Annotated in this window: 19 protein-coding genes, 2 tRNA genes and 1 riboswitch; of the genes, 11 read left to right on the forward strand and 10 right to left on the reverse strand. The window is 67.6% G+C overall.

Annotated elements, in window-relative coordinates; genetic code table 11:
- Window positions 1-151 precede the first annotated feature (151 nt).
- The 5 genes from V5F61_RS02195 (at window position 152) to V5F61_RS02215 (ending at window position 2,836) form a co-directional block, all read left to right on the forward strand.
- Window positions 152-430, forward strand: coding sequence for an HU family DNA-binding protein (locus tag V5F61_RS02195; protein WP_234052210.1), 279 nt, complete (start codon window positions 152-154; stop codon window positions 428-430).
- Between the two features lie 342 nt (window positions 431-772).
- Window positions 773-848: transfer RNA gene (locus tag V5F61_RS02200), tRNA-Val, on the forward strand.
- Window positions 849-1,267: 419 nt separating this feature from the next.
- Window positions 1,268-1,344: transfer RNA gene (locus V5F61_RS02205), tRNA-Asp, on the forward strand.
- A gap of 218 nt (window positions 1,345-1,562) precedes the next feature.
- On the forward strand, window positions 1,563-2,267 hold the full coding sequence (locus tag V5F61_RS02210) for an SGNH/GDSL hydrolase family protein (protein ID WP_393990348.1): 705 nt from the start codon (window positions 1,563-1,565) through the stop codon (window positions 2,265-2,267).
- Between the two features lie 305 nt (window positions 2,268-2,572).
- On the forward strand, window positions 2,573-2,836 hold the full coding sequence (locus V5F61_RS02215; protein ID WP_393990349.1) for a hypothetical protein: 264 nt from the start codon (window positions 2,573-2,575) through the stop codon (window positions 2,834-2,836).
- A gap of 308 nt (window positions 2,837-3,144) precedes the next feature.
- On the opposite strand, the gene V5F61_RS02220 is transcribed toward V5F61_RS02215, so the two are convergent.
- The gene (locus V5F61_RS02220) at window positions 3,145-3,942 is read right to left on the reverse strand and encodes a TOBE domain-containing protein (protein ID WP_393990350.1); all 798 of its coding nucleotides are present in this window, start codon (window positions 3,940-3,942) and stop codon (window positions 3,145-3,147) included.
- A gap of 610 nt (window positions 3,943-4,552) precedes the next feature.
- Here V5F61_RS02220 and nifH point away from each other — a divergent pair.
- A complete protein-coding gene (gene nifH / locus V5F61_RS02225) occupies window positions 4,553-5,431 on the forward strand; it encodes a nitrogenase iron protein (RefSeq protein ID WP_394103996.1) in 879 nt (292 codons plus the stop codon).
- Between the two features lie 338 nt (window positions 5,432-5,769).
- Window positions 5,770-6,648 carry a hypothetical protein gene (locus tag V5F61_RS02230; protein ID WP_393987131.1) on the forward strand — a complete coding sequence of 293 codons (879 nt, stop codon included), beginning with the start codon at window positions 5,770-5,772 and terminating at the stop codon, window positions 6,646-6,648.
- A 7-nt stretch (window positions 6,649-6,655) separates the two neighbouring features.
- On the opposite strand, the gene V5F61_RS02235 is transcribed toward V5F61_RS02230, so the two are convergent.
- Window positions 6,656-7,921: a D-amino acid dehydrogenase gene (locus V5F61_RS02235; protein WP_393987132.1), complete on the reverse strand. Its 1,266-nt coding sequence runs from the start codon at window positions 7,919-7,921 to the stop codon at window positions 6,656-6,658.
- A 140-nt stretch (window positions 7,922-8,061) separates the two neighbouring features.
- Between V5F61_RS02235 and V5F61_RS02240 the strand changes: the two genes are divergently transcribed.
- Window positions 8,062-8,523 (forward strand): Lrp/AsnC family transcriptional regulator, encoded by a 462-nt coding sequence (locus tag V5F61_RS02240; protein ID WP_393987133.1) that lies wholly within the window; start codon window positions 8,062-8,064, stop codon window positions 8,521-8,523.
- 8 nt (window positions 8,524-8,531) lie between these two features.
- On the opposite strand, the gene V5F61_RS02245 is transcribed toward V5F61_RS02240, so the two are convergent.
- The 3 genes from V5F61_RS02245 to V5F61_RS02255 form a co-directional block, all read right to left on the reverse strand.
- A complete protein-coding gene (locus V5F61_RS02245; protein ID WP_393987134.1) occupies window positions 8,532-9,338 on the reverse strand; it encodes a bestrophin-like domain in 807 nt (268 codons plus the stop codon).
- A gap of 418 nt (window positions 9,339-9,756) precedes the next feature.
- Entirely contained in the window at window positions 9,757-11,730 is a 1,974-nt protein-coding gene (locus tag V5F61_RS02250; protein WP_393987135.1) for a methylmalonyl-CoA mutase family protein, read from the reverse strand.
- A 131-nt stretch (window positions 11,731-11,861) separates the two neighbouring features.
- Window positions 11,862-12,098, reverse strand: coding sequence for a GlsB/YeaQ/YmgE family stress response membrane protein (locus V5F61_RS02255; RefSeq protein WP_393987136.1), 237 nt, complete (start codon window positions 12,096-12,098; stop codon window positions 11,862-11,864).
- 261 nt (window positions 12,099-12,359) lie between these two features.
- Between V5F61_RS02255 and ccrA the strand changes: the two genes are divergently transcribed.
- The 3 genes from ccrA to V5F61_RS02270 all read left to right on the forward strand — a co-directional run bounded on the left by ccrA (window position 12,360) and on the right by V5F61_RS02270 (window position 16,880).
- Window positions 12,360-13,634, forward strand: coding sequence for a crotonyl-CoA carboxylase/reductase (gene ccrA / locus V5F61_RS02260; RefSeq protein WP_393987137.1), 1,275 nt, complete (start codon window positions 12,360-12,362; stop codon window positions 13,632-13,634).
- A 421-nt stretch (window positions 13,635-14,055) separates the two neighbouring features.
- Window positions 14,056-15,759: a 30S ribosomal protein S1 gene (gene rpsA, locus V5F61_RS02265; protein WP_393987138.1), complete on the forward strand. Its 1,704-nt coding sequence runs from the start codon at window positions 14,056-14,058 to the stop codon at window positions 15,757-15,759.
- A gap of 167 nt (window positions 15,760-15,926) precedes the next feature.
- Window positions 15,927-16,880, forward strand: a complete 954-nt coding sequence (locus V5F61_RS02270; protein WP_393987139.1) for a cation diffusion facilitator family transporter — start codon at window positions 15,927-15,929, stop codon at window positions 16,878-16,880.
- A gap of 25 nt (window positions 16,881-16,905) precedes the next feature.
- On the opposite strand, the gene V5F61_RS02275 is transcribed toward V5F61_RS02270, so the two are convergent.
- The 5 genes from V5F61_RS02275 to V5F61_RS02295 all read right to left on the reverse strand — a co-directional run bounded on the left by V5F61_RS02275 (window position 16,906) and on the right by V5F61_RS02295 (window position 21,591).
- Entirely contained in the window at window positions 16,906-17,556 is a 651-nt protein-coding gene (locus V5F61_RS02275) for a thiamine phosphate synthase (protein WP_393987140.1), read from the reverse strand.
- Entirely contained in the window at window positions 17,557-18,336 is a 780-nt protein-coding gene (gene thiG, locus V5F61_RS02280) for a thiazole synthase (RefSeq protein ID WP_393987141.1), read from the reverse strand. It lies immediately after the preceding gene.
- Window positions 18,337-18,364: 28 nt separating this feature from the next.
- On the reverse strand, window positions 18,365-18,580 hold the full coding sequence (gene thiS / locus V5F61_RS02285; protein ID WP_393987142.1) for a sulfur carrier protein ThiS: 216 nt from the start codon (window positions 18,578-18,580) through the stop codon (window positions 18,365-18,367).
- A gap of 5 nt (window positions 18,581-18,585) precedes the next feature.
- Window positions 18,586-19,767: a glycine oxidase ThiO gene (gene thiO, locus V5F61_RS02290; protein WP_393987143.1), complete on the reverse strand. Its 1,182-nt coding sequence runs from the start codon at window positions 19,765-19,767 to the stop codon at window positions 18,586-18,588.
- Window positions 19,758-19,854, reverse strand: a riboswitch (TPP riboswitch). It overlaps the preceding gene by 10 nt.
- Before the next feature lie 63 nt (window positions 19,855-19,917).
- Window positions 19,918-21,591 carry a Na/Pi cotransporter family protein gene (locus tag V5F61_RS02295; protein ID WP_393987144.1) on the reverse strand — a complete coding sequence of 558 codons (1,674 nt, stop codon included), beginning with the start codon at window positions 21,589-21,591 and terminating at the stop codon, window positions 19,918-19,920.
- Window positions 21,592-21,650 lie beyond the last annotated feature (59 nt).

Consider the following 21,650-nt stretch of genomic DNA (forward strand, 5'->3'; position numbering starts at 1 on the left):
TTTTTCGCTGTTGCAATGCTGGAAATCGTGCATTGGCGCGGGTTTGAAGCGGATGGTGCTTGCAAATGCCGTATTTTCCGTGATGCTCGCGCCGATCGTCGGGGCCCTGCCCCTCACGATTCGCGTTTTGACAACGGAAGGGAATGGTCAGATGACCACCAAGAACGAACTGATCGCCGCGGTGGCTGAGGAGGCCAAGCTGACGAAGACGGCTGCTGCCGCTGCCGTTGACGCCACCTTCGACATCATCGCCAAGGCGCTCAAGCAGGGCGAGGAAGTCAAGCTGATCGGTTTCGGCAGCTTCTCGGTGGTGACCCGCGCCGCCCGCGAAGGTCGCAACCCCCGCACGGGCAAGCCGGTGAAGATCAGCGCCTCCAAGGCGCCGAAGTTCACCCCCGGCAAGGGCCTGAAGGAAGCTGTCAACGAGTGATCCCGTGTTTCGGGCGCCGCAGCGGTGGCGCGGCGTCCGAAACGACGAAGGATCTTCCATTTCGCTTTTGGACGGCCGCCTGTCAGCCTTTCGGCCAGGCGGCCGGCTCGCTTTTGTTTGCTACGCGAGGTGGCGCTATGTGAGGCTGCCTCAGGCCGTGCAGACGGGCGAGGGCGAGGTGGCGGCCGTCCGAATGTCTGACCCGCAGCCTCTTGCCGTGGCAGCGCTGGCGGTAGGCGGGGCGGTGGCGCGTGACGCAGTTATCCGTGTCGCGCATGGCCTTATCCCCAGGCGGTCTTGCCGCTGTCGGCGGGGGATGATTTAACGGCGCATGCCGCCGGTGGGCGGTTAGCTCAGTTGGTAGAGCATCTCGTTTACACCGAGAGGGTCGGCGGTTCGAGCCCGTCACCGCCCACCACCATTCGCAATGTCTTGCGAGATTTTCTGCAGCTGCGGTCGACCCAAAATCCGGCGTTTGCGTACGGGCTCGCGTCGCTGCGTGTGGGCGGCGATCCTTGGTCGTGGGCATTGGAGTGTGGGTGGTCTCGGCGAGTGCGTCGCGCCTGGTCGAATATGCGCTCCTCTCCGCGCCGCGAATCTTTTTCGGTAAATCCAATGGCACTCGAGAACCGTGCCGGGGTGCTGGGGCTGACGAGTGGGCCTGACGGCGCTTTGGGCGTGCGTTTCAGAAATCACGCTCTGGTGCCGCTCCGCGCGCAATGCCGGCAAAGTTCTCCACACCCTTGTCACAAAAACGAGGAACCTCGCTTGACGGCGCGGTGGCTCCTGCCCTATCAGGAGCTCCTCCACGGCGCTACGGACTGCGCGGCGCCGGTTGGGGGTGTAGCTCAGTTGGTTAGAGCGCCGGCCTGTCACGCCGGAGGTCGCGGGTTCGAGCCCCGTCACTCCCGCCATTTCAGTGGGCTTTCTTCGGATCAGGCAGATCCCTCAAGTGCCCGCACCTTACACATCAACTCGCAAAACAGACACTCGCGAACGTGAGCGGCAGCGTACCGCTTCGGATGATCGCGGGGGTCGCCGCGTTGCGGAGATGGCGCAGGCTGCCGTGCGTTTTCTCGTGTTGCTTGGAGCGGTTCTGTTCGCTGTGCCGGCAGTGGCGTGCCCTGCCGGAGTGCGCCCGACCCCGGCTCTGGCGCTGGGCGGCCAGGGAGCGGAGCGGCTGCGGGCGGGGGCGCCCCTGCGTATCCTTGCGATCGGCTCATCGAGCACCGCAGGCGTCGGCGCATCGCGTCCCGAGGCGACCTATCCGGCCCAGCTCGCGCATCTTCTGGTGGGGGCGCTGGGGGAGGGGCGGGTGGAGATCACCAATGCCGGCGTCTCCGGGGAAAGTGCGCCGGCCACGGTGAAGCGCCTGGAGGCATTTCTGGCCCATGGCGAAAAGCCCGACCTCGTGCTCTGGCAGGTGGGCACCAACGATGTGATCTTTGGCGGCACGCCGGAGAAGCTCGGTGCCCTTGTGCGTCGAGGCCTGGAGGCGGCGGCCGGGGCGGGCATTCCGGTGGTGGTGATCGATCAGCAATATTTCCCGCTGATTCTGGATGTGGGCCGCTACGAGCATTTCGTGAGCGCGGTGGATGACGCCGCGGGCGAGCGCGGCGTGCCGCTGCTGCGCCGCTACGCCATGATGAAACAGTGGGCGGTGGAAGACCCCGCCGGCTTCAAGGGCCTGTTCTCCTGGGATCGTTTCCACATGAACGACAAGGGCTACGCGTGCCTTGCCGAGGAGCTGGGCGGAGCGATCATCGATGCCGTGGGCAATGCCGGCAAGCCGGCGTTGCCGGGCGGCGGTGTGCGCGTGCCCGCGGTCTCGCGGTAGGGCGGCGCAATAGGCGAGCGGGGTCTGCGGGCGCAGGCGGTGTGCCGGGGAGGCCCTGGGGGCCACCTGAGAGCGCCCTGGCAGTGCAGCGGGCGCAGGGCGGGGTGTCGCGGGGGTCGCTTTCGCGAAAATTGATCTCCTTCAAGGCGAGGGCGGCTTTCCGGTCGCATCCTTCATAATCAACGCTGTCGGGGGCGTGGAGCTCGGCGTGGCCGCAGTATGCATTCGCTCTTGACGCGTTATATAACAAAAATATATTACGTATCGTGTGGCGTATAATAAAGTCATAATCCTTCCGGAGTTGAATGATGACCGCTCTCGCGACGATTACGGAGCCTACGGTTGCCATTGGCGATAAGACTGATGAAGTTATGATCCATGTGCGCTTCCTTCCGAGCGCGGAGATTTTCACGATCGATGCGAAGCCTCAGAGCCTTTCGCCGCGCGAATGGTACAACAAGCTTTATATGGGCTATACGCAATATTATCAGGCGCGCGCCAACGGCCGCGGCTTCTTCCGGCTGCCCCGTCCCGTCTTTGACGCGCTGATGGGTGACCTCGCAGCCTGATCTTCGCGTTTGCGGAGGTTCGGCGTTCCGTCGCGGTCGAGGTTCAACGGCCTGCGGCGGGGGTGGAAACCGGGGCGGCCCACCCGGCCGGGCTTCGTGCCGATCATGCCGTGCTGTCCGAGGACCCGGGGCGATCCTTGCTCTCCGGCTCCGGGAATTCGCAAGCGCGGCATGGGTGCGGGTCCGCCTTGAGTCGGCCTCGGATGTGCGGCGGGCGACGGAAGCGTCGTCCGCCGCACACGTATTCCGCAGGCGGGCTGCGGCAAGTCCGGCTGCCGCAGATCCGGCGTCGTTCGTCCGCTGGCCTGTCAGTCCACGGCGAGGATGACCTGCGAGGTATTGAAGAAGGCGCACACCTGCGCGCCGGCAGAGAGCTCCAACTCGTCGGCCCCGGACCGGGTGATGATGGATGTGAGCGTCTTGCCGCTGCCGAGATCCACCACGATCTCGGTATTGACGCCGCCGTCGATGCGCTCCAGCACCGTGCCGCAGATGAGGTTGGTGGTGGAGAGGCGAGGCTTCGGCTCCGGCCGCGCGAGCATGACGAACGAGGCCTTCACCAGCGCCATCACCTCGCGGCCCACCGTGATGCCGAGGTCGTCCGCGCTGTCGTTGGTGATGACGGCGACGATGGAATGCGCTTCCGAGACCTTCAGCACCACCTCCACGTTCACCGGTGCGCGGCGCACGTCGGTGACGGTGCAGTGGAACACGTTTCGGGCGCTGGTCTTCATGGCCACGCTCCAGAACAGCAGATCGGTGGGGCCGTCCAGCCCCTCCTCGGCAATGAGGGTGGAGATGCGGGCGAGCTTCTCTTCCAGCCGGCGGAAGGCGGCGATGAGGCGATGGCCCTCCTCGGTCAGGGTGGCGCCGCCGCCGCGCTTGCCGCCCGCCCTGGCGATGAGCACGGGGCGGGGCATCAGGTTATTGATGGCCGCGACGGCGTCCCAGGCGGTCTTGTAGCTGAAGCCGAGGGCTTTCGCCGCCTCGGTGATGCTGCCGTGCCTGGCCACCGCCTCCAGGATGGCGATGCGGTCCCGCCCCACCAGGAAGCGCCCCTCCGAGCGGAGCGCGAGCATGGCATCGATCTTGGTGGCAGAACCCATCCTGACTTCCGCGGCGCGGCCGGCTCCCTGACTTCTGCTTGAGCCTAGCATATCGCGCGCGGGGGCGGCACGGGCGCGATGTGCGCGCGAGTTTGTAGGCGCGATATAGTCGGAATACATATGATGGCATGTCGGACGTATAGGAAGGTTCCATTTTCGGCAATCTGCCGCTGTGTGCTTTGTGACAGCGGTGTGTGTTTTCGGACACGACCGCTTGCGCAAAGGAAAAACATTTCCAACGACACGGTGCCTTGCCGACATTGGTCCCGGCTATGCCATGAGAGCGGAGGTTTCTCGGAAATTTACGTGATCTCAAGGGGAAGGGGGCGCCCTGGATGTCATTTCAGGATACGGGCGCGCATTTCAATCGTCATATAAAAAGAGATCATAGCGTTTGGCTATGACGCGTCGTGGTGCCCGTCATGAGGCATAACCAATTGTTTTATATTCATAAAGCCCCGGGGTGGCCTCTTCCGCCTTGCTTAATGCCAAGAAAAATGGAGGACTGGCATTGCTCTTGCTCAAGAACATCGCAGCATTTCGTCGTGTGATGCCCTGTTCTGGCCAGCGTGGCCGGCAACGGCGGGTGCTCTTGAAGCAGGAGACGAGCATGACCCTGAGGCAGATTGCTTTCTACGGGAAGGGTGGCATCGGTAAGTCGACCACCTCCCAGAACACGCTCGGCGCCCTCGCGCAGATGGGTCAGAAGATTCTCATCGTGGGCTGCGATCCGAAGGCCGACTCCACCCGCCTGATCCTGCACGCCAAGGCCCAGGACACCATCCTCTCGCTGGCCGCCAACGCCGGCTCCGTGGAGGATCTGGAACTCGAAGACGTGATGAAGATGGGCTTCATGGACATCCGCTGCGTGGAGTCGGGTGGCCCGGAGCCGGGCGTGGGCTGCGCCGGCCGCGGCGTGATCACCTCCATCAACTTCCTTGAGGAGAATGGCGCCTACGAGGACATCGACTACGTGTCCTACGACGTGCTCGGCGACGTGGTGTGCGGCGGCTTCGCCATGCCCATCCGCGAGAACAAGGCCCAGGAAATCTACATCGTCATGTCCGGCGAGATGATGGCCATGTATGCGGCCAACAACATCTCCAAGGGCATTCTGAAGTACGCCAATTCCGGCGGCGTGCGCCTGGGCGGCCTGGTCTGCAACGAGCGCAAGACCGACAAGGAATATGAGCTGGCCGAGTCCCTGGCCAAGAAGCTCGGCACCCAGCTCATCTACTTCGTGCCGCGCGCCAACATCGTGCAGCACGCCGAGCTGCGCCGCATGACCGTGATCGAATATGCGCCCGAAAGCGAGCAGGCCCAGCACTACCGCAACCTCGCTTCCAAGGTGCATGAGAACAAGGGCAACGGCATCATCCCGACGCCGATCACCATGGACGAACTGGAAGACCTGCTCATGGAGCACGGCATCCTGAACGCCGTCGACGAGAGCCAGGTCGGCAAGACCGCGGCGGAACTCAGCGCCTGATCGCGCGGTATGCCTCGTGAGGTGGCCGGCCGGGTCGCAGCGGCCGGCCACTTCCGTTTTTTGCGTGGCCCGCGCGCGGTTTGCATCGCATTTCTCTTCCGCCCGGTCACAGTGGGGCGGATGCGCTCCGTCGCGCGGCGATGGCAGGGCAGGGGCGGGCGGCGCGTTCATCCCTGATGCAGCGCTGGCGTTGGATGTGGAGGCTGGTGTCGCTCCATCGCCTCTCGCCCGCAAGCTGCGCGCCGGTCCTCCGATCTGTGGCCCTGCTGTCCTGCGCTCATAGCGCTGCCGCCTGAAGCGGCACCGCCTTTGCTTGCCCACGATGCGACACGGATGTGGTGGCGGAGCGCATCGGGGCCTGCATCGCCCTGCGGCAGGAGGAGGACATGCCCGACAAGAGCTGCGTGCTGGTGCGCGGCGTGAACGAGCTGGCCTCGGCGGTGGCCCGCACGCTGCTGCTGTCCGGCCATGCGGTGGCGCTCCACCAGCCGGCACCGGCGCCGGTGCTGCGGCGGAAGATGGCCTTTGCGGATGCGTGGTGGGATGGCGTGGCCACTCTCGGCGGCGTCGAGGCGCGGCGCGCGACCTGCGATGCGGACCTGCTCGCCGGCCTTTCCGGCGGCATGTTCGTGCCGCTGCTCACCCATCCCCATCTCGCCGCCATCGGACGCTGGCCCTGGGACGTGGTGGTGGACGCGCGCTGCGAGGGAGGGGGCGGCGCGGAGGGCTGCGATGTGGAACTTTCCATTGTGCTCGGGCCGGGCGCCGCGGCGGGGGTGGATTGCGACCTCGTCATCGAGATCGGCGGAGCGGACCCGGGCGCGGTGCTGCGGGCGGGGACGGCGCAGGGCGGCCCGCGCGCCTTCGGGCGCTATGAACAGGCGGTGCGCGCCCCGGTGGGCGGCGTCTTCCGGAGCGAGCGGAGCATCGGCGAGCGGGTGCAGGCGGGGGAGATGATCGGCCTCGTGGGTACCGCGCTGGTGGTGGCGCCCTGCGACGGGCGGCTGCGCGGCCTGCTGCGTTCACCGTGGGAGCCGCGCGCGGGGGAAATGCTGGCGGAGGTGGCACCAAGCCGGGCGGCGCAGGTGAGCGGCATCGAGCGCGTCGACCAGATCATCGCGCGGGCGGTGGATTTCGCCATTGAGCTGGAGCAGGCGGGCGCCCCGGCCGCGGCCTGGGGCGCCGATCGGGCTCCGGGTGGCCGGAGCCCGGGCTGAGTTTTCCTCAGGCGGCCGCCGCGTAGCGGGAGACGGCGAAGTCGTCGGAGGCGATGTCCGGCGCCTGCCCGCCGATGAGGTCCGCCAGCACGCGGCCGGAGCCGCAGGCCATGGTCCAGCCCAGGGTGCCGTGGCCGGTGTTGGTGTAGAGGTTCCCATAGGCGGTGGGGCCGACGATGGGGGTGCCATCCGGCGTCATGGGGCGCAGGCCGGTCCAGAAGGTGGCCTTGGAGAGGTCGCCGCCATCGGGGAAGAGATCGCCCACCGAGAAGGCGAGGGTCTGCCGCCGCGATTCCGGCAGGTCCAGGTTGAAGCCCGCCAGCTCCGCCGTGCCGCCCACGCGGATGCGGTCACCGAGGCGGGTAATGGCGATCTTGTAGGTCTCGTCCATGACCGTGGATTCGGGCGCCGCTGCCGGGTCTGTGATGGGTAGGGTGAGCGAATAGCCCTTCACCGGGTAGATGGGCAGGTCGATGCCGAGCGGCTGCAGCAGCGCCGGCGTGTAGCTGCCCATGGCGGCCACGTAGAGGTCGGCGCTCACCACCTCCCCGCCCTTCAGCTCCACGCCGGTGATGCGCCCGCCCTCTGCGCGCAGCTGCTCCACGCTCACGCCGTAGCGGAAGGAGACGCCCCGCTGCTGGGCGATGGCCGCGAGACGCTGGGTGAACAGGTGGGCATCGCCAGTTTCGTCGCCGGGCAGGCGCAGGCCACCGACGAACTTCTCCCGCACCCGCGCCAGCGCCGGCTCCACGGCGATGCAGCCGGCCACGTCCAGCACCTCGTAGGGCACCTCGTGGGCGTCGAGCACCACGGTGTCGTCACCCACATGGTCGAGCTGCTTCTGCGTGCGGAACAGCTGCAGCGTGCCCTTGGCGCGCTCATCATAGGCGATGCCGGTTTCCGCGCGCAGCTCCCGCAGGGCGTCGCGGCTGAACTCGGCGAGGCGCACCATGCGCGCCTTGTTGCGGCGATAGGCGGCCTCGGTGCAATTGGCGAGCATCTTCGCCAGCCAGAAATAGAGCCTGGGGTCGAGGCCGGGGCGGATCACCAGTGGGGAATGGCGCATCATGAGCCACTTCATGGCCTTGAGCGGAATGCCGGGGCCGGCCCAGGGCGCCGAATAGCCGGGCGAGACCTGGCCGGCATTGGCGAAGGAGGTTTCCATGCCCGCTGCCGGCTGGCGGTCGAGCACGGTCACCTCATGGCCCTTCTGCGCGAGATAGTACGCGGATGTGACGCCCACCACACCACTGCCGAGAATAAGAATCCGCATGATGGCTCACCGGTGCAAAGCTGACTGATTATTGGAAAGTGTACGCCTCGCGACGCGGCATTTCAGACGAATCGGCGGCAGAAGTTGCGCGGGGGCGCTGAAGCGTTGCAATTTTCTGCCGTTTTGCGGAAGATCCTGCCATGCCGACCCTCGACGACGTGGACGAGCGCATCATTCGGGTTCTGCGGGGCGACGGCCGCATCTCCAATGCGGACCTCGCGGCGCAGGTGGGCCTTTCGCCCTCCGCCTGCCTGCGGCGCACGCGGCAGCTGGAGCGCAGCGGCGTGATCCGGGGCTATGCCGCCCTGCTCGCCCGCGCGGGGACGGACGACCGGCTGGTGGTCATCACCCAGATCACCCTCGACCGGCAGACGGAGGAGTTCCTGAACCGCTTCGAGGCGGCGGTGCGCCGCTGCCCGGAGGTGACGGACTGCTACCTCATGACCGGGCTGGCGGATTACATCCTGAAGATCGAGGTGAAGAACGCAGCGGACTACGAGCGCCTGCACAAGGAGGTGCTCTCGCGCCTGCCGGGGGTGGCGCGCATCCAGTCGTCGTTCGCCATCCGCACGGTGGTGAGCGGGCGCCCGGCGGGCGGGTAGCCTGCCGCTCAGTGCGCGGGCGGCTGCGGGGTGTCGCTTTGGAACGAGGCCAGCGTCCAGTTGAACACGCGGGTATCGTTGTGCACGTTGCCCACGCGCGCCGAGCTGAGATCGAGAATGTCCACGATGACCATGGTCCACATGGCCGTGAGAAGCACAGAAAGGGCGAGCGCCCTCTGGCCGCGGAGGCCGATCTGGTATCCCAGCGCCGCCATGCTCACCACCGACATGCCGATCAGCAGCCAGAACAGTTCCTCCGGCATATGGGAGCTGAAGGCGAAGCGCGTCCCCGTGGAGGCACTGAAGGTGTCGTTCAGGCTGTTCATCATGGACGCGCTGATCGCGTCGGGCCGCTCGCGCACCATGAGGGAGAGCTGGTCCATGATCCGGGCCTGGGTCGCATCGCTGCGGCTGGTGATCGCGTCCAGCACGGCGGCGTTCGGGGGAGCTTCCACATAGTTCTTGCGCTGCTCGGCATAGTCCACCAGCAGGCGCGCAATCTCGAGGCTCTCAGGGGAGCCGATGACCCGCGCTGCCATCCAGGATGAGCCGATGGCGTTGGCTTCATGCCCGATGTGTTCGCGACGCTCCTGGAACCGGCCGTTGGCGAAGGACAAGGTCAAGGCCAGCACGAAGGCCAGGAGCGCGAGCATGCTGCCGACAAGCACGCCGGCGGTCTCCTGCTCGTCGGGATTGAGGCGGTGCCGGCGGTGGCCGACCCACAGTCCCACCTCACGCGCGGCCAACTGAACAGCGAACACAAGAAGGATGACGGCCAGCACGCTGGCATTGGCCAATTGGATCAGGAAGCCCATGGGAGTTCTCGAAAGGGATAATTGCGGAGCTTGGCACCGAATGGGTGGCGCCGCTTATCCCTTCACGTCAGCAGGCGGTTGCGCCACGGCATTTCCGGGGGCCGCATGCCATTGCGAAATGCGTCTTTCCGATGGTGTGGCTGGGGTGCCGGGCACGCGGCAATGCGGATCGGGAGCGGCCGGTCCTGGAGCTGCCGTCACGGCCCCTTGTCATGCGGGAGCTGAAGCGGTCGGACAAGGTTTGCGCCCCGCAGGCCCTGGCATCCGTCGACATCGCCGTGCCGGTCATGGCGCCGGCACCGGCTTGAGTGTTCCCACCCCGTTGCCGCCTGTCTCCTCTCTAAAAGGGAGCGCCTTGAAGGAGGAGACAGGGCAGGATGTGCGGTTCAGGGGGGACCATCCCCCCTTTTTTTGTCCGTCAGGCCGCCTGCTTGGTCTCGCCGTCCACGATGGACACGATGTCGGCCATGATGCGGTTGAGCTCGAAGTTCTTCGGCGTATAGACCGCCGCGACCCCGAAGCTCTTGAGCTGGGCCTCGTCCTCCGGCGGGATGATGCCGCCCACCACCACCGGAATGTCGGAAAGGCCCTCGGCCCGCATGCGGTCCATCACGTCGCGCACCAGCGGCACATGGGAGCCGGAGAGGATGGAGAGGCCCACCACGTGCACGCTCTCCTCGAGGGCGGCATTCACGATTTCGGCCGGGGTCAGGCGGATGCCCTCGTAGACCACTTCCATGCCGCAGTCGCGGGCGCGCACGGCGATCTGCTCGGCACCGTTGGAATGGCCGTCGAGGCCGGGCTTGCCCACCAGGAACTTGAGCCGGCGGCCGAGCTTCTCGGAGACGGCATCCACGCTCTTGCGGACCTCTTCCAGGCCCTGCGTATCCACGCGGGCGGCGCGGCCGACGCCGGTGGGCGCGCGATATTCGCCGAACACCTCGCGCAGGCAGGTGCCCCACTCGCCGGTGGTCACGCCAGCCTTGGCGCAGGCGATGGAGGGATCCATGATGTTGCGGCCTTCCTGGGCCGCGCTCTTGAGGTCCGCCAGGGCGACAGCCACCGCCTTGCCGTCGCGGGCCTCACGCCAGGCCTGAAGGCGGGCGATCTGCTCAGCCTCCACGCCCTCGGGCACGGTGAGAATGGCGCCTTCGCCGGTGGTGAGGGGCGATGGCTCGCTCTCGGTCCAGCGGTTGACGCCGACCACCACCTGGTCGCCGCGCTCGATGTTCTCGAGGCGGCGGGTGTTGGATTCCACCAGCGCCTGCTTCATGTAGGAATTCTCGATGGCCGCGACCGCGCCGCCCATGGCGTCGATGCGGGCGAGCTCGGCGCGCGCCTCTTCCTTCAGTTCCTCCACCTTGCGGTCGATCTCGGTGGAGCCATCGAAGATGTCGCCATATTCGAGCAGGTCGGTCTCGTAAGCCACCACCTGCTGCATGCGCAGCGACCACTGCTGGTCGAACGAGCGCGGCAGGCCCAGGGCCTCGTTCCAGGCGGGGAGCTGCACGGCGCGGGCGCGGGCCTTCTTGGAGAGGGTCACCGCCAGCATTTCCAAGAGGATGCGGTAGACGTTGTTTTCCGGCTGCTGCTCGGTGAGGCCCAGGGAGTTCACCTGCACGCCGTAGCGGAACAGCTTCTGCTTGGCGTCTGTGATGCCGTAGCGGTTGACGCAGATCTCGTCCCACAGATCCACGAACGCGCGCATCTTGCACATCTCGGTGATGAACCGCATGCCCGCGTTCACGAAGAAGGAGATGCGGCCCACCACCTCGCCGAACACGGGGCCTTCCGCCTCGCCGGATTTCTTCACGGTGTCGAGGATGGCGATGGCGTTCGCGAGCGCGAAGGCCAGCTCCTGCACCGGCGTCGCGCCGGCTTCCTGCAGGTGGTAGGAGCACACGTTCATCGGGTTCCACTTCGGCAAATTGCCGGTGGTGAAGATGATGGTGTCCTTGGTGAGGCGCATGGAGGGTGCGGGCGGGAACACATAGGTGCCGCGCGAGAGGTATTCCTTGATGATGTCGTTCTGCGTGGTGCCCTGCAGCTTGGTGCGGTCCGCGCCCTGCTCGTCGGCGGTCGCGATGTAGAGCGACAGCAGCCAGGCCGCGCAGGCATTGATGGTCATGGAGGTGTTCATGTTCGCGAGCGGGATGTCCGCGAACAGGGTGCGCATGTCGCCGAGGTGCGAGATGGGCACGCCCACCTTGCCCACCTCGCCGCGGGCGAGGGGGTGGTCGCTGTCGTATCCGGTCTGGGTCGGCAGGTCGAACGCGACGGACAGGCCGGTCTGGCCCTTGGCAAGGTTCGACCGGTAGAGCTTGTTCGACTCCGACGCCGTCGAATGCCCCGCATAGGTGCGGAAGAGCCAAGGCTTGTCGCGGACCACCATTCCAAATCCCCGTTGTTCGTTTCTTTTCAGATGCGCTGATTGTGCGTTGCGATGAACGCGGCGTCGACGGGAATTTTTCCCACCGACGCGCGCTTTTTCCCGCGTACGGGCTCAGGCGTGATTGTGCCGGCTCAGCGCTTCACCAGCGAGATGACGAACAGCAGAATCACGGCGCCGATGGTGGCGGAAATGATCTGGCCCACGAGCCCGCCCACCAGGAAGACATTGCCGAACAGGAAGCCGCCGATGAGCGCGCCCACGATGCCCACGGCCACGTTGCCCACGAAGCCGAAGCCGTAGCCGCGGAAGACCTGCCCCGCGAGGAAGCCGGCGATGGCGCCGACGATGATCATCCACAAGATGCCCATATCCCTCACCCTCTCCTCGTTCCTTCGCAGGCGCGAAAGCGCCAGCCGCAACGGCATGGAGCCTCGCCGTGGCCTTGTCCAGGGGTTCTCGCGGACGGGCGGCCCGCCGGTCCGCCGCATTGTGACAACGGATAGATGCAAGGTTCAACAGGCGGGGACTATCGACTTGAATTTCTTCTCTGCTAGTTTGCATCGCGATAGGGGTGCCGGTGGACGTGACCGAAGAGTCCGCTGCCGGTCGAGATGAGAGGACGGGACGCTATGGGCCAGACGGCAGCTGCGGGTGATGCGGCGGTGAAGGATCTCTACGAGCTGGGCGAGATTCCCCCGCTCGGGCATGTGCCCTCGAAGATGTATGCCTGGGCCATCCGCCGTGACCGGCACGGCCCTCCCGAGCAGTCGTTCCAGCTCGAGGTGGTGCCCACCTGGGAGCTGGGCGAGAACGACGTGCTCGTGCTCGTCATGGCCGCCGGCGTGAACTACAACGGCATCTGGGCCGGCCTCGGCGAGCCCATCTCCGTGTTCGACGTGCACAAGGTGCCCTACCACATCGCCGGTTCCGATGCCTCGGGCATCGTCTGGGCGGTGGGGTCCAAGGTGAAGCGCTGGAAGGTCGGCGACGAGGTCGTGGTGCACTGCAACCAGGACGACGGCGACGACGAGGAGTGCAACGGCGGCGACCCGATGTTCTCCCCCACCCAGCGCATCTGGGGCTATGAGACGCCGGACGGCTCCTTCGCCCAGTTCTGCCGGGTGCAGGCGCGCCAGCTCATGCGCCGGCCCAAGCACCTCACCTGGGAAGAGAGCGCCTGCTACACGCTCACCCTCGCCACCGCCTACCGCATGCTGTTCGGCCACCCGCCGCACACCGTGAAGCCGGGCGATTATGTGCTGGTGTGGGGCGCCTCGGGCGGCCTCGGCGTGTTCGGCGTGCAGCTCGCTGCGGCCTCGGGCGCGCACGTGATCGGCGTCATCTCGGACGAGACCAAGCGCGACTACGTGCTCGGCCTCGGCGCGAAGGGCGTCATCAACCGCAAGGAGTTCAAGTGCTGGGGCCAGCTCCCCAAGGTGAACTCGCCCGAATATGCCGAATGGCTGAAGGAAGCCCGCAAGTTCGGCAAGGCCATCTGGGACATCACCGGCAAGCGCGACGTGGACATCGTGTTCGAGCATCCGGGCGAGACCACCTTCCCGGTCTCCACCCTGGTGGGCAAGCGCGGCGGCATGATCGTGTTCTGCGCCGGCACCACCGGCTTCAACATCACCTTCGACGCCCGCTACGTGTGGATGCGCCAGAAGCGCATCCAGGGCTCGCACTTCGCTCATCTGAAGCAGGCCTCCGCCGCCAACGAGTTCATCGTCGACCGGCGCGTGGACCCCTGCATGTCGGAAGTGTTCCCCTGGGATCGCATCCCCGAGGCGCACACCAAGATGTGGCAGAACAAGCACGCCCCCGGCAACATGGCGGTTCTCGTGAACTCGCCCCGCGCCGGCCTGCGCACCTTCGACGACGTGCTGGAAGCCTGCGGCGGCTGATCCGCCGCCGGATTTCCGCCTCTCCATGCCGCCGCGCTCGCCAGCGCGGCGGTTTTTCTTTTTTCCGGAGCCGCCGGAGCCGGCGCGAACCCTTGCAATCGGGTGCGCTTTCCATTAAGTGACCGGCATTCGAGGCTGCGCTCCCTAAGGTGGGGAGCCGTCCCGGGTGGGGCAGGGTCCGCGGGATACGCGCCCTGATCGTCGGAGGCTCCCCGCCCAGGCTTTCGCTGAGCGCGCTTCGGTCCCCGGCCCGGATGGGCCAGAAATCACAGAATTCGTCCGTACCGTCCGGCTTCAGCGCCGGCCCGCCGATGGAACGTCGGCGGCCGTTCTGTCGTTCATCCGCAAGGGGAACGAGAGGACACCCGTTCGGTACGGGCCTCGCAACGCGAGCCGCCGGCGCAAAAGATCTGGAGCGTGAATGTCCGCCGTAGAAACCACCCGTGAAGATTTTGCCGCCCTGCTGGACGAGAGCTTCGGCCGCGCCGAACCCGCCGAAGGCTCGGTCGTCAAGGGCATCGTGGTCGCCATCGAGAAGGATCTGGCGATCATCGATATCGGCCTGAAGACCGAGGGCCGCGTGGCCCTGCGTGAGTTCGCCGGCCCCGGCCGCGACACCCCCATCAAGGTCGGTGACGAGGTCGAGGTCTATCTCGAGCGCGTCGAGAACGCGATGGGCGAGGCTGTCCTGTCGCGCGACAAGGCGCGCCGCGAGGAGAGCTGGGTCAAGCTCGAGAAGGCGTTCACCGCCAACGAGAAGGTCTTCGGCGTGATCTTCAACCAGGTGAAGGGTGGCTTCACCGTGGATCTCGACGGCGCCGTGGCGTTCCTGCCGCGCTCGCAGGTCGACATCCGCCCGATCCGCGACGTGGCTCCGCTGATGCACAATCAGCAGCCCTTCCAGATCCTCAAGATGGACCGCCGCCGCGGCAACATCGTGGTCTCCCGCCGCACCGTGCTGGAAGAGACCCGCGCCGAGCAGCGCCACGAGCTGGTGCAGAACCTCGAAGAGGGTCAGGCCATCGAGGGCGTGGTCAAGAACATCACCGATTACGGTGCGTTCGTTGACCTGGGCGGCATCGACGGCCTGCTGCACGTCACCGACATCGCCTGGCGCCGCGTGAACCACCCGACCGAGGTGCTCTCCATCGGCCAGACGGTGAAGGTCAAGATCATCAAGATCAACCACGAGACCCACCGCATCTCGCTCGGCATGAAGCAGCTCCTGGGCGATCCCTGGGAGGGCATTGAGGCCAAGTATCCGGTGGAGGCCCGCTTCAAGGGTCGCGTCACCAACATCACCGACTACGGCGCGTTCGTGGAACTGGAGCCGGGCATCGAAGGCCTGATCCACGTTTCCGAGATGAGCTGGACCAAGAAGAACGTTCACCCCGGCAAGATCGTTTCCACCTCGCAGGAAGTGGAAGTGCAGGTGCTGGAAGTGGACAGCGCCAAGCGCCGCATCTCCCTCGGCCTCAAGCAGACCCTCCAGAACCCCTGGGAGGCCTTCGCCGAGAAGTATGCCCCCGGCGCGGTGGTCGAGGGCGAGGTCAAGAACAAGACCGAGTTCGGCCTGTTCCTGGGCCTCGACGGCGACGTGGACGGCATGGTCCATCTCTCCGACCTCGACTGGAACCGTCCGGGCGAGCAGGTCATCGACGAATACCGCAAGGGCGACATGGTCAAGGCCGTGGTGCTCGACGTGGACGTCGAGAAGGAGCGCATCTCCCTCGGCATCAAGCAGCTCGCCGGCGATCCCTTCGCCGAGGCTGGCGATGTCCGCAAGGGCGCTGTCGTGACCTGCGAAGTCACCGACGTGAAGGACGGCGGCATCGAGGTGAAGCTCACCGGCACCGATCTGTCGGCCTTCATCAAGCGCTCCGAGCTCGCTCGCGACCGCAACGACCAGCGCCCCGAGCGCTTCTCGGTGGGCGACAAGCTCGACGCCCGCGTCACCCTGTTCGACCGCAAGGCGCGCAAGGTGCAGGTCTCCATCAAGGCGATGGAAATCGCCGAGGAGCGCGAGGCCGTGGCGCAGTTCGGCTCGCAGGATTCGGGCGCTTCGCTCGGCGACATCCTGGGCGCCGCCCTCAAGCAGCGCGCGGAAGAGACCAAGGAGGACTGATCGCTACCCGCGATCGTCCCTTGAACATGGGAAGGGCCGGCTCGCGCCGGCCCTTTTCTTTTGCAGGTCGCCAAAGCGGTCAGCCCGGCCTTGCTCCCCGGCGGCCCGGATGCTGAAAGACCCAGCAGGCGCGCCGGGGCGGCGCGGGCCAGCCCGGTGGAGCGAACATGCGATCCCTGAAGACGATCTTCGACCTCGGCGATGAACGGGGCGTGCTGCGCATGTCCATCGCCGTCACCATCGCCATTTCGACCTTCGGCGTGGGATTCGGCCTCCTCTCCGGCTCCTTCTCGATCCTCTTCGACGGCGTCTATTCGCTGATCGACGCGAGCATGAGCCTGCTCGCCCTCACGGTGGTGAACCTGATCCGCTCCTACACCGATGCCGCCGCCGCCTCGAAGCGGTTGCGGGATCGGTTCACCGTGGGCTTCTGGCACCTCGAGCCCATGGTGCTCGGCCTCAACGGCATCCTGCTGATGGGCGTTTCCGCCTACGCCTTCTTCAATGCGGTGAGCCTGCTCCTGGATGGCGGGCGTCCGCTCGAGTTCGGCTTCGCCATCGTCTATGCGGTGGTGACGGTCTTCGCCTGCGCGCTGGCGGCGGTGCTGGAGATGCGGGCAAACCGGCGCATCCGCTCGGATTTCATCGCCCTCGACGCGCGCGCGTGGGTCATGTCGGGGGGCATCACCCTGGCGCTGCTGGTGGCCTTCATCATCGGCGCCGCCATCGAGGGTACCGCCTATGGCTGGCTGGCGCCTTATGTGGACCCGGCGGTGCTGGCGGTGGTGTGCCTCGTCCTCATCCCGCTGCCGGTGGGCACGGTGAAGCAGGCACTGGCGGACATCCTGCTGGTGACCCCGAGCGACCTGAAGGCGCACGTGGACGAGGTCGCCCGCAAGGCGGTGGCGACGTACGGCTTCAAGTCTTTCCGCGCCTATGTTGCGAAGGTGGGGCGGGCGCAGCAGATCGAGCTGTACTTCATCGTCCCCTCCGATGCGCCGGCACGCCCCATCGCGGAGTGGGATGCCATGCGCGACGTCATCGGCAATGCCATCGGGCCGGATAGCCCGGACCGCTGGCTCACCATCATCTTCACCAGCGACATGGAATGGGCGGAGTAACCCGCCGGATTGTCGCGCCGGGCGTTCAAACGGGCGAGTCACCCGATGCTGGCGGCTGATTCAGTGCCGCGATCAGGCGACGGACGCTCTCGGCCGAGTCTTCTGCGCGCATCACGGTGCCCATGACGGCGATGCCCTTCGCACCCGCATCCAGGCAGGAGCGCGCAGTGTGCGCCTCGATCCCGCCTAGGGCGACCACGGGCACCACCGCCGCGGCGGCGAAGACGGCAAGGCCGGCGACGCTCAGCGCCGGGCCGTAGCCGGGCTTGGAGGCGGTCTGGAACACGGGGCTCGCGGTGATGTAGTCCGCATGCACGGCGTCGCTCCCGCCGGCGTCCGCGAGCGTGTGGATAGAAAGGCCGATGAGGGCATGGGGGCCGAGCAGCGCCCGCGCCGCCGCCACGTCGCCGCCGTCCGGAAGGTGCACGCCATCCGCTCCTGCGGCACGCGCCAGTTCCGGCGCGCCATGGAGCGTCAGCTGCGCGCGGAAGGGGGCGACGGCGGCTCGGAGGTGGGCGAACAGGGCGAGCTGTTCGGCCTCCGGCAGGTCCTTCTCGCGCAGGGAGATCCAGCGGCAGCCGCCCGCGCAGGCGGCGCGAACGACCTCCGCGAGGTCGCCGCGCGCCTGCCGGCGGTCGGTGATGAGCAGCAGCGGCGGCGCCGGCAGCACGGCCATTCAGCTTCCCACGAGGCCGAACTCGGGGCTGGACGCCTCGGCATGCAGCTTCCTGGGGATGCGGCCCGAGAGCCGCGCCAGGCGCCCGCCTTCCACAGCGTGGCGGAAGGCACCCGCCATGCGCACCGGATCGAGCGCCTTGGAGACCGCCGTGTTGAGCAGCACCGCCGAGCAGCCGAGCTCCATGGCGAGGGCGGCATCGGAGGCGGTGCCGATGCCGGCGTCCAGCACCACCGGCACCGGCGAGCGCGAGCAGATGAGCTCGATCATGTGCGGATTGGCGATGCCGAGGCCGGAGCCGATCATGGAGCCGAGGGGCATCACGGTCGCGGCCCCCAGGTCCGCCAGCTTCTGGCAGGTGACGGGATCGTCGTTGCAATAGGGCAGCACCACGAAGCCGCGGTTCACCAGCTCCTCGGTGGCTTTGAGCAGCTCCTCCACATTGGGGTAGAGCAGCTCGCGGTCGCCGATCACCTCCAGCTTCACCCAGTCGGTCTCCAGCGCCTCGCGGGCGAGCTCGGCGGTGAGCACGGCGTCCTTGGCGGTCTGGCAGCCGGCGGTGTTGGGCAGGATGTGCACGCGGCCGGTGAGGAGATCCGTCAGGCTTTCCTCATAGCCGCTGAGGCTGATGCGGCGGATGGAGGCGGTCGCCATCTGTGCGCCGGAGGCGGCGAGCGCGTCGAGGAACACCTTCTGGTTCGGATACCCCGCCGTGCCCAGGAACAGGCGCGACTGGAAGGTACGCCCGGCGATGACGAGGGGATCGGCATTCGTGCTCATGGTCGTTCTCGTGTCCTGTCGCGCCGGGTCAGCCGCCCTGCTTGGCGGTGATGATCTCCACCGTGTCGCCGGCGGAAAGGTGGGTGTCGCCCCAGGCCCGGCGCGGCACCACGGCGCCGTTGAGCGCCACGGCGATGCCCTTCTGCGCCGGGTCGAGCCCCTTGGCGCCGATGAGGTCGGCGACGGTGGCGGCCGCCAGGGCTTCGGCGGCGCCGTTCACGGTCAGCTCCAGGGTGGCCGTCATGGCGCTCACTCCGCCGCGGCGCGCGGCGCGAAGCGGCCGGCGCGAAAGGGGGCGGCCACCGGGTCGAGGCGGCCTTCGAGCACGAAGTCGGCCACGACCTTGGCGGTCACGGCCAGCAGCAGAATGCCGTTGCGGTGGTGCCCGGTGGCATAGACCAGCCCCTCCACCTCCTCGGCTGGGCCGAGGATGGGCGCGTCGTCGCGGCTGCCGGGGCGGAAGCCCACCCATTGCTCGTGGATGGACAATTCCTCGATGGCCGGCAGCGCGCGCCATGCATAAGTGAGCAGGGCAAGCTGCCCGCCGGCCGTGAGGTCGGTGTCGAAGCCCTTTTCCTCCGTGGTGGCGCCCAGGATGAGGCGGCCGTCGCGGCGGGGGACGATGTAGGAATGGGGCGCCCAGATGACGTGGTTCACCAGGGGGGCGGCCGGGTCCATGCGTAGGGCCATCATCTGGCCCTTCACCGGGCGCACCGGCAGCGGCGCGGCGGGGGTGATGTCCACCCCCCGGCTCCAGGCGCCCGCGGCCAGGATGACCACGTCCGCCGTCTTCAGCTCGTCGCCCACCACCACGCCCGTGGCTTTGCCACCCAGGGTGGCGACCCGGCTGACGGAGCTGTTCTCATGCAGGCGCACACCGGCGCGGGCAACGGCCGTGAGCAGGGCGGCGACGACCTTGCGGTTGTCCACCTGATGGTCCTCGGCGCTCAGGATGGCGCCGGAAAGCTGGCCGGCGAGATGCGGCTCCAGGCGGCGCACGGCGGCGGCGCCGAGCCACTCCACGGGCAGACCGAGGGAGGTCTGGAGCGCGAACAGGTGGCGCAGGCGGGCGGCGTCGTCGGCGGTGAGGCCGATGGTGATCGTGCCCTCGGTGCGCAGGTCCACGCTAGCTCCCGATTCGGCCTCGAGCTCGGCGGCGAACTGCGGCCACAGGACCTGGCTCAGACGGTTGAGGGCCAGCAGCTCATCCTCGCCCGGCTCCGCCTCGGCGCAGGCGGCCAGCATGCCGGCGGCGGCATGGCTGGCGCCGCGCCCGGCGACGCCGGCCTCGTAGATGTCCACCGCGCAGCCGGCGCGCGCGAGGCGCCAGCCCAGCGAAAGGCCCATGACGCCGGCGCCCACGATGGCGACCCGCGGGCGCACTGGGGACGCGGCGGAAGACGAAGAAACAGGCGACAAGCTCTCGCTCATCGGCACCTCCCTACGCTGGCATGATCCAGACAGGTTCGATGGGTATGATCTCAGCCGCGTGCGCACGCGGCACCCCAGGCCGTGGCGCGCATTATCCACGGCCGGGCCCATATCGCAAGGTGGCTCAGGAGTTTTCGATGAGGGCGCCCCTCAGGCCGGATGGGCGGCGGCCTCGTCGGCAAGGCGGCTGGCAAGCAGTTCGCCGGAGCGCTCCAGCACCGGATAGGCCGCCGCCGCGACGATATGGGCGTTGATGAGCTTCAGGTCGCGGATGAGGTCGAGGTGCAGCGTGCTCGCTTCGGCGAGGTGCACGAGCCCGGAGCGCAGATGGTCGAAGTGGCTGCGGGTGGCAAGGCTCTCGCTGGCGCGGAAGGCCGCCTTCTCGCCCGCCAGCAGCCGGGCCGCGCGCGGGTCGGCGGTGAGGAACAGGGAGGCGGCGAGCCGCACGTTGTCGGCGAGCCGGTTCAGCAGCATCTCCAGCTCGCGCCGGCCCTCGGGGGAAAAGGAGAGGCCTCGCTTCAGCCGTTTCGCGGCATGCAGCAGAAGGTTGTGGTGCACCACGTCGCCCGCCTGCTCCATGTTGGTGGCGAAGGTGAGGATCTCGTCCACCCGCGCCCGGTCGGCGTCGGTCAACTCGGCGGGGTCGATGGCGGTGAGGTAGGTTTTGATCTCGCGGTTGAGCCGGTCGAGGATGTCGTCCATGCCCTGCGTTTCGGCCAGCCGCCTGCGGTCGCCGGAGATGAGCGCGTCGCGTGCGCCGGCCAGCATGTCGCCCACCGTGTCGGCAAGCCGCATGGCCTCCCGCGCCGCCGCGCCCACCGCCACGATGGGAGTCTCGCGCGCGGCGGGCTCCAGATAGATGGGGCGGCTGGGGTCGGCCGGGTCCTCGCGGTCCGGATAAAGGCGGCGCAGCAGCTTCGAGAAGGGGGCGAGCAGCGGCAGGAAGGCCGCCGCCGTCACCAGGTTGAACAGGGTGTGGAAATCCGCCGCCGCCCGGCCCGGATCGCCCTGGATCGTCACCATGAAGCGGCCGATGGGCTCGATGAAGGCGAGGGCGAGCGCCACCCCCAGCGCCCGGTTGATGAGGTTGCCCAGGGGCAGGCGCCGGGCGGCGGGGTCGGTTCCGCCCGCGGCCTCCAGCGCCGGCGCCAGCGCGCTGCCGAGATTGGCGCCGAGAATGAGCGCGAAGGCGGCATTGGGCGGCACGACGCCCTGGCTCGCCAGCGACATGACGATGAGCACCACCGCCACCGAGGAGTGCACCGCCCAGGTGAGGGCGGCCGCCAGGATCACGTCCAGCATGGGCACGGTCGCCACCTGCCCCAGCAGCATGCGCAGGGAAGGCGCGTCCTCCAGCGGTCGCATCAGCTCCACAAGCTGGTGCAGGGCGATGAGAATGAGGCCGAGGCCGATGACGGCCCGCCCGAGGTCGTGGGCAGCGGAGCCCCGCTGCGTGCGGAACATGATGAGGCCCGCCAGCACCAGCCCCGGCGCGGCGGCGGCGACATCGAAGGAGAGCACCTGCACGATCAGCGTGGTGCCCACGTTGGCCCCCAGCATCGCGGCCAGCGCCGGCACCAGATCGACGAACCCGGCGGCGGCGAAGCCGGACACCATGAAGGCGGTGGCGGTGCTGCTCTGCAGCAGGGCGGTGATGGCGAGCCCGGCCGCGAACCCCTGCCAGCGGTTGCGCAATGCCCGCCCGAGCACCGCCTTCAGCCGCGGCCCCAGAGCCTGCTCCACGGCGCTGCGCACCATGTGCGTGCCCCACAGCAACAGGGCCGCATAGCCGGCGAGATCGATCAGCGTGACGGAAAAGGTCATGGCCACCCCTTTCCTCGAGTTGAGCCCGCGCGGCGTTCGAGCGCGTCCTTTCGGTGCCG

Origin of the sequence: Xanthobacter sediminis (assembly GCF_043195015.1) — a bacterium.
GTDB lineage: Bacteria > Pseudomonadota > Alphaproteobacteria > Rhizobiales > Xanthobacteraceae > Xanthobacter.